The organism is Dietzia aerolata, from assembly GCF_014144865.1.
GTDB classification, from domain to species: domain Bacteria; phylum Actinomycetota; class Actinomycetes; order Mycobacteriales; family Mycobacteriaceae; genus Dietzia; species Dietzia aerolata.
Genome location: NZ_JAALDM010000177.1, coordinates 1 through 6,945, shown reverse-complemented (window position 1 = coordinate 6,945; position 6,945 = coordinate 1). Strand labels below are relative to the sequence as shown.

The 6,945-nt window shown below is 67.5% G+C and carries 10 protein-coding genes; 6 read left to right on the top strand and 4 right to left on the bottom strand.

The annotated features are described in order from the left end of the window. Nucleotides 1–321: 321 nt before the first annotated feature. Nucleotides 322–537 carry a hypothetical protein gene (locus G6016_RS11125; protein ID WP_182632718.1) on the top strand — a complete coding sequence of 72 codons (216 nt, stop codon included), beginning with the start codon at nt 322–324 and terminating at the stop codon, nt 535–537. Nucleotides 538–539: 2 nt separating this feature from the next. Beyond that, nucleotides 540–1,493: an L-lactate dehydrogenase gene (locus G6016_RS11120; protein ID WP_182632717.1), complete on the top strand. Its 954-nt coding sequence runs from the start codon at nt 540–542 to the stop codon at nt 1,491–1,493. A gap of 45 nt (nt 1,494–1,538) precedes the next feature. Here the strand turns inward: G6016_RS11120 and G6016_RS11115 are convergent, their stop codons facing one another. Then, nucleotides 1,539–1,709 (bottom strand): hypothetical protein, encoded by a 171-nt coding sequence (locus tag G6016_RS11115; protein ID WP_182632716.1) that lies wholly within the window; start codon nt 1,707–1,709, stop codon nt 1,539–1,541. Between the two features lie 182 nt (nt 1,710–1,891). On the opposite strand from G6016_RS11115, the gene G6016_RS11110 reads away from it, so the two are divergent. Then, complete coding sequence (locus tag G6016_RS11110) at nt 1,892–2,293, top strand: DUF6157 family protein (RefSeq protein ID WP_182632715.1); 402 nt, start codon at nt 1,892–1,894, stop codon at nt 2,291–2,293. Nucleotides 2,294–2,393: 100 nt separating this feature from the next. Here the strand turns inward: G6016_RS11110 and G6016_RS11105 are convergent, their stop codons facing one another. Then, on the bottom strand, nt 2,394–3,011 hold the full coding sequence (locus G6016_RS11105; RefSeq protein WP_182632714.1) for a GDSL-type esterase/lipase family protein: 618 nt from the start codon (nt 3,009–3,011) through the stop codon (nt 2,394–2,396). 134 nt (nt 3,012–3,145) lie between these two features. Here G6016_RS11105 and G6016_RS11100 point away from each other — a divergent pair, with 134 nt between their 5' ends. Then, entirely contained in the window at nt 3,146–3,604 is a 459-nt protein-coding gene (locus tag G6016_RS11100; protein WP_182632713.1) for a helix-turn-helix domain-containing protein, read from the top strand. A gap of 84 nt (nt 3,605–3,688) precedes the next feature. Continuing rightward, nucleotides 3,689–4,039: a VapC50 family PIN domain-containing toxin gene (locus tag G6016_RS17875; protein ID WP_479682406.1), complete on the top strand. Its 351-nt coding sequence runs from the start codon at nt 3,689–3,691 to the stop codon at nt 4,037–4,039. A gap of 221 nt (nt 4,040–4,260) precedes the next feature. Here the strand turns inward: G6016_RS17875 and G6016_RS11095 are convergent, their stop codons facing one another. Both G6016_RS11095 and G6016_RS11090 read right to left on the bottom strand, forming a co-directional pair. Next, nucleotides 4,261–4,992 carry a LuxR C-terminal-related transcriptional regulator gene (locus G6016_RS11095; RefSeq protein ID WP_380022728.1) on the bottom strand — a complete coding sequence of 244 codons (732 nt, stop codon included), beginning with the start codon at nt 4,990–4,992 and terminating at the stop codon, nt 4,261–4,263. After that, complete coding sequence (locus G6016_RS11090) at nt 4,989–6,326, bottom strand: ATP-binding protein (RefSeq protein ID WP_182632712.1); 1,338 nt, start codon at nt 6,324–6,326, stop codon at nt 4,989–4,991. The genes G6016_RS11095 and G6016_RS11090 overlap by 4 nt, the downstream gene beginning before the upstream one ends. Before the next feature lie 123 nt (nt 6,327–6,449). Here G6016_RS11090 and G6016_RS11085 point away from each other — a divergent pair. Beyond that, nucleotides 6,450–6,945, top strand: a 496-nt coding sequence (locus tag G6016_RS11085) for a PspC domain-containing protein (RefSeq protein ID WP_182632711.1), incomplete at its 3' end; no start/stop codon positions are given.

The following is a 6,945-nucleotide window of genomic DNA, read 5'->3' as shown; positions in this document are numbered from 1 at the left end:
GGGCGGGGCCGAGAGCGCCGATGCGGTGGCGTGGGCAGCCCGGGTGGACTGTGCGGGCGGGGCAGAATAGGCCGGGGTTACCGGGGGCGCCGGGGCTGGCGGGGAGTCCAGAGCGCCCGGGACCGAGCGGGCCGCAGCCGGAAGGCCGCCACCGGGCATGGCCGCTAGCCGTCGACGCAGCTCAGCCACACGATCAGTCGTACCGAGCGCCGACAGATCCACCCCTGACCGGTCGACAGCAGAACCGTTCACTACCATCACCAGAACCTCCCGTCACGGGCGACACGCCGCAGGCCGTGTAAGTCGAACTATTTTTCGACGATGACGAACAGTGAACACCACGGGTACGACACTGCGCAAGAACTCCTGTTCGAGGGCGGTTTTCGACGCGGCCAACGCGGCCGGAGGCACTCCCGCGCGGTGTCGGAAAGCTCGGTGGGCGCTGTTGTCGTCGTCGTAAAAATTTCCCCCGGCGGCGACCCCGTTGTTCATCCGGTGGCCACCCTCGATGTCGTACCGGCGATCTACCCTCGGTGACCATGAAGGCCTCCATCGGGAATCGCATCGTGCTCATCGGCGCCGGGGACGTGGGCATCGCCTACGCGTACGCACTGGTCAACCAAGGTCTCGCGGACCATCTCTCGATCATCGACATCGACCACGACAAGCTCGTCGGCGAGGTCATGGACCTCAACCACGGCGTCGTCTGGGCGCCCTCCCCCACCCTCGTCACCGAGGGCAGCTACGACGACTGCACCGACGCCACCATGGTCGTGCTCTGCGCCGGCGCCGCCCAGAAACCCGGCGAGACCCGCCTCGACCTCGTCGGTAAGAACATGGCCCTGTTCGAAACAATCGTCGGTGACGTGATGGCGACCGGCTTCGACGGCATCCTGCTCGTGGCCACCAACCCCGTCGACATCCTCGCCCACGCCACCTGGCGCTACTCCGGTCTCCCCGCGAGCCAGGTGATCGGCTCCGGCACCATCCTCGACTCCGCGCGGTTCCGGTTCATGCTCGGCGAGTACTACGACGTCGCCCCCATGAGCGTGCACGCCTCCATCATCGGCGAACACGGTGACACCGAACTGCCCGTCTTCTCCTCCGCCAACGTCTCCGGCGTACCGCTCCGACGCGACCTCGACGGTGACCCGGACAAACGCGAGCGGCTCACCCAGATCTTCGAAGAAACCCGCGACGCCGCCTACCGGATCATCGACTCCAAGGGCTCCACCAGCTACGGAATCGGCATGGGACTGGCCCGCATCACCCGCGCCGTGCTGCGCAACGAGCAGGTGTCGCTACCCGTCTCCACCCTGCTGCAGGGCGAATACGGGCAGGACGGCATCTACATCGGCGTGCCCGCCGTGATCGGGCGAAGCGGCGTGCTCCGGGTCGTGGAGCTGGAGCTCGACGAGACCGAGCGGCAACAGTTCGCCCGCAGCGCGAGTGCGCTGCGGGCGGTGTCGGAACAGTTTGAGGTTTTGCGCTGACGTCAGGCGTCGGGTGCCGGGGACGAGCGGTTCGACGCTCCGGCGTCAGGGAGCGCCGGGCGGATCGCTGGCCGGGAACGACTCGTCGCCCCACTCATCGGCCAACGCATCATGGCGATCAGGGTGATTGTCGCGCTGATCGTCGTCCGTCGGCTTGTGCTCGTCGGTCTGGCCGGGCTTGGCGTCGGTGCGGTCAGAGTTCTGCGGATTCGTCATACGACTCTCTCCTCCCGCCGCACGTCTTCGTGCGACACACCCCACGCTACCGACCCGCGCGACGACTTCAACCGATTGAGGGAAGCAGGATTTCAGAGGCCGTTCAGCGGACAGGCGGGGCCGATCAGGAGGACGATTGGCTCAGGGGAACGGGCGCCCGGCCATCACAGAGGAGCTACGCCATGCACAGCACCAACTACACCGACACCCTGATCCTGCCCGCGCCCGACACCAAAGCCCAGGCCGCGACCGCCCCGGCGACCGGCAAGGGCACGGTGGCCGAGCTGCAGTACGAGCGGCTCTCCGCCGGGGACTACGTGTGGACCAGCGACGACCTCATCTTCGACGTGCACTGCCAGCGCAAGGAGATCCCCGAGGCCGACCGCATGGCCGCGCGCGAGACGTTCTTCTCCAAAGGTCAGCCCTGCCTGCGCACCTCGCCGCTGGCCAAGACCTACGGCTGGGCACTGCACTACGACTCCGACGGCAAGATCGCCCTGCTGCCCATGGACTCCGAGCGGGTCGCCGAACTGGAGGCAGACCCGGCGGTGACGGTGAAGGCGGCGATGAAGAGCTCGCGCTGAGGTGTGGGTACGCGGATGAGTGGGCTCCGGGCGGGGTGTGCTCCGGGCGGGGTGGGCTGCATGGCAGGCGCGCCGGTTCTGCGCGCGAGCGGGCCGCTGATCAGAGGGGTTCGACGTCGGGCAACGCGTGCAGCCAGTCCAGGACCGGGCGGGCGATCGTGTCCATGAACTGCGCGTAGCCCGCCGGCCCGGGATGAGCACCGTCGCCGGCCTCGACCTCCCGCATCCATGCCCCACCGGGCCGCAGCGCATCGAAGGTCGGTACGAACGGCACGCCAGCCTCAGCACACACCGCCGCGATGGCATCCGCCCGCGCGGTGGTGCGTTCGTTGACCTCATCCCACGCGACCGGCGGCGGACCGATCACGAGAAGTCGGCCCTCCGGCCCCCGCTCGATCATGCCGCGAAGCGCCGCAAGAGTGGCGGCCTCTGCGACGCGCTCGACACCGTCGATGTGCATGACGTCATTGACCCCGAACTCCGCGATCACCGCGGTGCCAGGCATCGATGTCCGGCGTCGGTCGACCTCGTCCCAGCGCGCCAGGATCATCTCCGAGGTGTCCCCGCCGATGCCCGCGTTGGTGACATGCAGGTGCAACCCCTCCCCCGCAGCAGCCTCTACGAGCAGCGGGGTCCACCCGCGGCCGGTGTCGTCTCCGTAGCCGGCGACGAACGAATCGCCGATGACGCACACGGGCAGGTCGCGGGGTTCGCTCACGTCCGACACCGTAGCGGAAGCAAGACCGGCAGGAAGGAAGCAACAGGCATGGACTCACTGTGAGCCTCCATGCCACTAGACCAAGAACCGCCCGACATCGTTGCGTGTTCGAATTTTTCGTTTTATGATGTGTTATGGCTGCTTCGACTACTCATCCAGTGCTTCCCACCAACGACGAAGACAGCACCCAACTCGTCGCGCTGAAAAAGGCGCTCGCCACACATCACGCCGTGGAACTTTCCACGCCCGATGGTCCGGTGCCCCTACCGTCAAGTGTGCGGTCGGTGCTGGCGGATGTTGTTGACGTGTTGGCCCGAGGTCAGGCCGTCACGGTAGCACCGGAAAAAACGAAGCTGACCACCCAGGAAGCTGCGGACCGCTTGGGGATTTCACGACCAACTCTGGTTCGGCTGTTGGAACAGCAGAAGATCCCATACACACAGCCCGGTCGGCATCGCAGAGTCGAGTTGGCGGATGTCCTCGCGTTTCAGGAGGCCGAGCATGAACGCCGTAGTCGAATCCTGGACGAAATGGCCCGCGACGACAATCCAGATCCAGAATCTGCCAGCGATGGGTTCATCGAGACGCGCTGACCTTCGCAGGAACGGAAATGACAAAGACTCGCGCGGTTCTGGATGCATGCGTAATGCTCCCGCAATGAGCAACTCGTTCCGTCGATGACAAACGACCCGAAAGACCGGCACGTATTAGCTGCTGCTGTTCGCTCTGGTGCCACGGTGATAGTGACTGCGAACATGAAGGATTTTCCGTCCCAAGCGCTTGAGACATTTGGGATCAAAGCGATCCATCCCGACGAATTCCTAAGTGACCTTTTTGAACTCTGGCCAGAAGATGTGATTCGCGGAATGGACGAATCTGTCGCGAGGAACATATCGCCGCCGCAATCAATGAGAGAGCTGCTGAGATCGCTACAGGGGCTCACCCCTCGGTTCGTTGGTGAAGTCCGAGCGTTCCTGGTGGTATCAGATGAACCGACGGAGGCGCCATGGACGAACCGGCGGACTTGATCCGATAATGGCGCCGCATGAGTTGAGTAGTTACTTGCAGCGTTTCTCCAGGGTGGCCTCACATGACGACGCAACGACTCAATGCATCACGCAACACCGCAAAGTGAGGGGTCGGGCTCATCGATCAGAGAGTTACGCACACCCCACTCTCGGGAAACCTGTGCGGAATCCGCTTCTCGACGAGTTGCGGGAGCCAGCCCCGGCCCGCCCCGCCGCAGCCCTCAGTCCAGGTGCCGCGACTGCGCCCAGCGCGTCAGCGCGTGCCGATTCGACTGCTGGGTCTTCCGCAGCACGTTCGAGGCGTGGGTCTCGACGGTTTTGACCGAGATGAACAGCTCCTCCGCGATCTCCTTGTAGGTGTAGCCGCGGGCGAGCAGCCGCAGCACCTCTTTCTCACGCGGGGTGAGGGAATCGACCTCGGGGTCGTGGACGGGCTCGCCGCGGTCTTCGGGCCCGGGGGCGGCGCGGGCGAACGCGTCCAACACGAATCCGGCCAGTCGCGGGGAGAACACGGCGTCGCCGTCGGCCACACGGCGCACGGCATCAGCGAGCTCGTCGCCGGAGATGGTCTTGGTGACGTAGCCGCGGGCTCCGGCGCGGATCGTGGCAATCACGTCCTCGGCAGCATCGGAGACGCTCAGCGCGAGGAACGTCGGCACCACTGCCGACTCGGATTCCGTGCCGCCCAGCACCGACCGCAGCACCGCGACGCCGCCGCCGTCGGGCATGTGGACGTCGAGAAGCACCACGTCGGGCTGCACGCGCCCGATGCCCGCGACCGCCTCGGCTACGGAACCGGCCTCGCCCACCACGTCGATCGACGGCTGCCCGCCCAGCTCGGCGCGAACACCGCTGCGGAACACGGCGTGGTCGTCCACGAGGAACACGCGGCACGCCCGGCCCGAGCCAACCCCACCGGCCATCGCCTCACCCGTCACCGGCTCACCCGTCATTCGCCCTCCAGCGGCATCTCGATCCCGATCTCGGTCCCTCGCCCGAGCGTACTGCGCACGGTCACCTTGCCCCCGCGACTCTCCACGCGGTGCCGGATCGACTGCGCGAGTCCGTGCCGGTCGTCGGAGACGGTGTCGGGGTCGAAGCCGGCGCCGCGGTCGCGGACGAACGCGGACAGCACGCGGCCGTCGTTCTCCACGAAGACGTCCGCGGTCTCGACGCCGGCGTGTTTGGCGACGTTGACCAGGGCCTCGCGGACGGCGCCGAGGACGGCTTCCTCCGCGTCGCGAACGGGTCCGTCGCCGCCCACCACGACCTGGTCGATGCGCAGTCCGTAGGCGTCCTCGAGGTCGCCGACCACCACCTCGACGGCGCCGGCCATGGTGGTCGCCCCCGAGGACATGCGCGATCCGGCGCCGAACAGCCACTGCCGCAATTCGCGTTCCTGTCGGCGGGCGAGCTGGGCGACCTGGCCGGGGTCGTCGGAGCGTTTCTGGATCAGGGCGAGGGTCTGGAGGACGGAATCGTGCAGGTGGGAGGCGATGTCGCTGCGCTCGGCCTCCCGGATCCGCGCGGCGCGTTCCTCCTCAAGCGAGTGCCACAGCCGCAGCCCGATGGGGACCGAGAGCAGCCCCACGCCGACGAGCGTCGCGACCACCGCGAGGAGGGACGACCGTAGGGCGGCAAACTCGACCTGGCCAAGAACCACAACCGCAAGTCCGACGACGACGAGGGTGGCACCCGCCGTCACACGGGCCCAGTCGAAGGCGGACCGTGGAGAGACCTTTCCCCCGCGGTCGTATTGCTGCCAGACGAGCCCGGCCCCGAGCGCGACCACGAGGACGGGCACGATGACGTTCAGTCCCGTCGTGGTGGTGAGCATGAACGAGAGCACCGACCCCACGAGGGCCAACGCGACCAGCGCCTTGCCGGTGCGACGCTCGCGGAGGTCGGCCTGCAGCGCATTCGCCCGGTCACCGTCAGCCCGGGCCTCATCCGCTCGCGCAGGCGCCGACGGCAGCATCACCCACAGCACGGAGTACAGGGCCACGCCCGCGCCGGAGAGGGTGGCCAGCAGGACCATCGCCAGCCGCACATAGGTGATCTTGACGTCCAGATGATCGGCGATGCCGGCGCAGACTCCGCCCACGACCGAACGGTCGGCTGACCGGGTTAGTCGCGGGTACCAGCGGAAGGTGGTGGGGACGGAGGCCGGCCCCGGCGGGCGCCACACCGGCTCCCGCACCTGTTCCCGCACGGGCCCACCGGCAGCCGCAGGCCGCGCAGCCGGCACACCTGTGCCCCGCGCGGGACCGGTCGCGTTCTCACTCATATCGGCAATGGTCACAGATCCACCTCGGGTCCGCATCGGGGGCTGACCCTGAGATTCCCGGGGTCGCAATATCAGGGTCGATCCCCGATGTGCCCGCGCCGCCGGCCGAGCACGATGAGAGTCATGTCCAGCACCAGTACCCACGACCTGTCCTCCGAGCTCCGCTCACTGTGGCGGACCCGTCCCGTCCGCACACCGGACGATTCCAAGATCGCCGGCGTGGCCGGAGGCTTCGGTCGCCGCTACGGAATCGACCCGGTGCTCGTCCGCGTCGCCTTTGTCATCGCCGCCCTCTGGGGTGGCGCCGGCGTGTTCCTCTACGCCCTCCTGTGGCTCTTCCTCCGCGATGCCGGCGACGAGGTCTCGAGTGCGGAGTCGCTTCTCGGCCGGGGCCAGTCATCCGGGTCGAAGATCATGGCGGTGGTGCTCGTCGTCGTCGTATTAATCTCGGCTCCCACCTTCGGCGGTTCCGGGGCCACGTTCTTCGTGGGCGCCGGCTTCCTCATGACCGCGGCGATGCTGGCGGGCTGGTACGGCCTGCACCGGCGCATGCCCGAGCCGCCCGCGGGGTGGGCCCAGGTGGCGGCGGTGCGGCCCCCGGACCACGCTGCCTCCACGC

Bases quoted from the DNA above. Each gene is read 5' to 3' on its own strand.
- G6016_RS17875 (WP_479682406.1), top strand. From the start codon at position 3,689: ATGACAAACGACCCGAAAGACCGGCACGTATTAGCTGCTGCTGTTCGC.
- G6016_RS11095 (WP_380022728.1), bottom strand. From the start codon at position 4,992: ATGACGGGTGAGCCGGTGACGGGTGAGGCGATGGCCGGTGGGGTTGGC.
- G6016_RS11120 (WP_182632717.1), top strand. From the start codon at position 540: ATGAAGGCCTCCATCGGGAATCGCATCGTGCTCATCGGCGCCGGGGAC.
- G6016_RS11090 (WP_182632712.1), bottom strand. From the start codon at position 6,326: ATGAGTGAGAACGCGACCGGTCCCGCGCGGGGCACAGGTGTGCCGGCT.
- G6016_RS11100 (WP_182632713.1), top strand. From the start codon at position 3,146: ATGGCTGCTTCGACTACTCATCCAGTGCTTCCCACCAACGACGAAGAC.
- G6016_RS11125 (WP_182632718.1), top strand. From the start codon at position 322: ATGACGAACAGTGAACACCACGGGTACGACACTGCGCAAGAACTCCTG.
- G6016_RS11115 (WP_182632716.1), bottom strand. From the start codon at position 1,709: ATGACGAATCCGCAGAACTCTGACCGCACCGACGCCAAGCCCGGCCAG.
- G6016_RS11110 (WP_182632715.1), top strand. From the start codon at position 1,892: ATGCACAGCACCAACTACACCGACACCCTGATCCTGCCCGCGCCCGAC.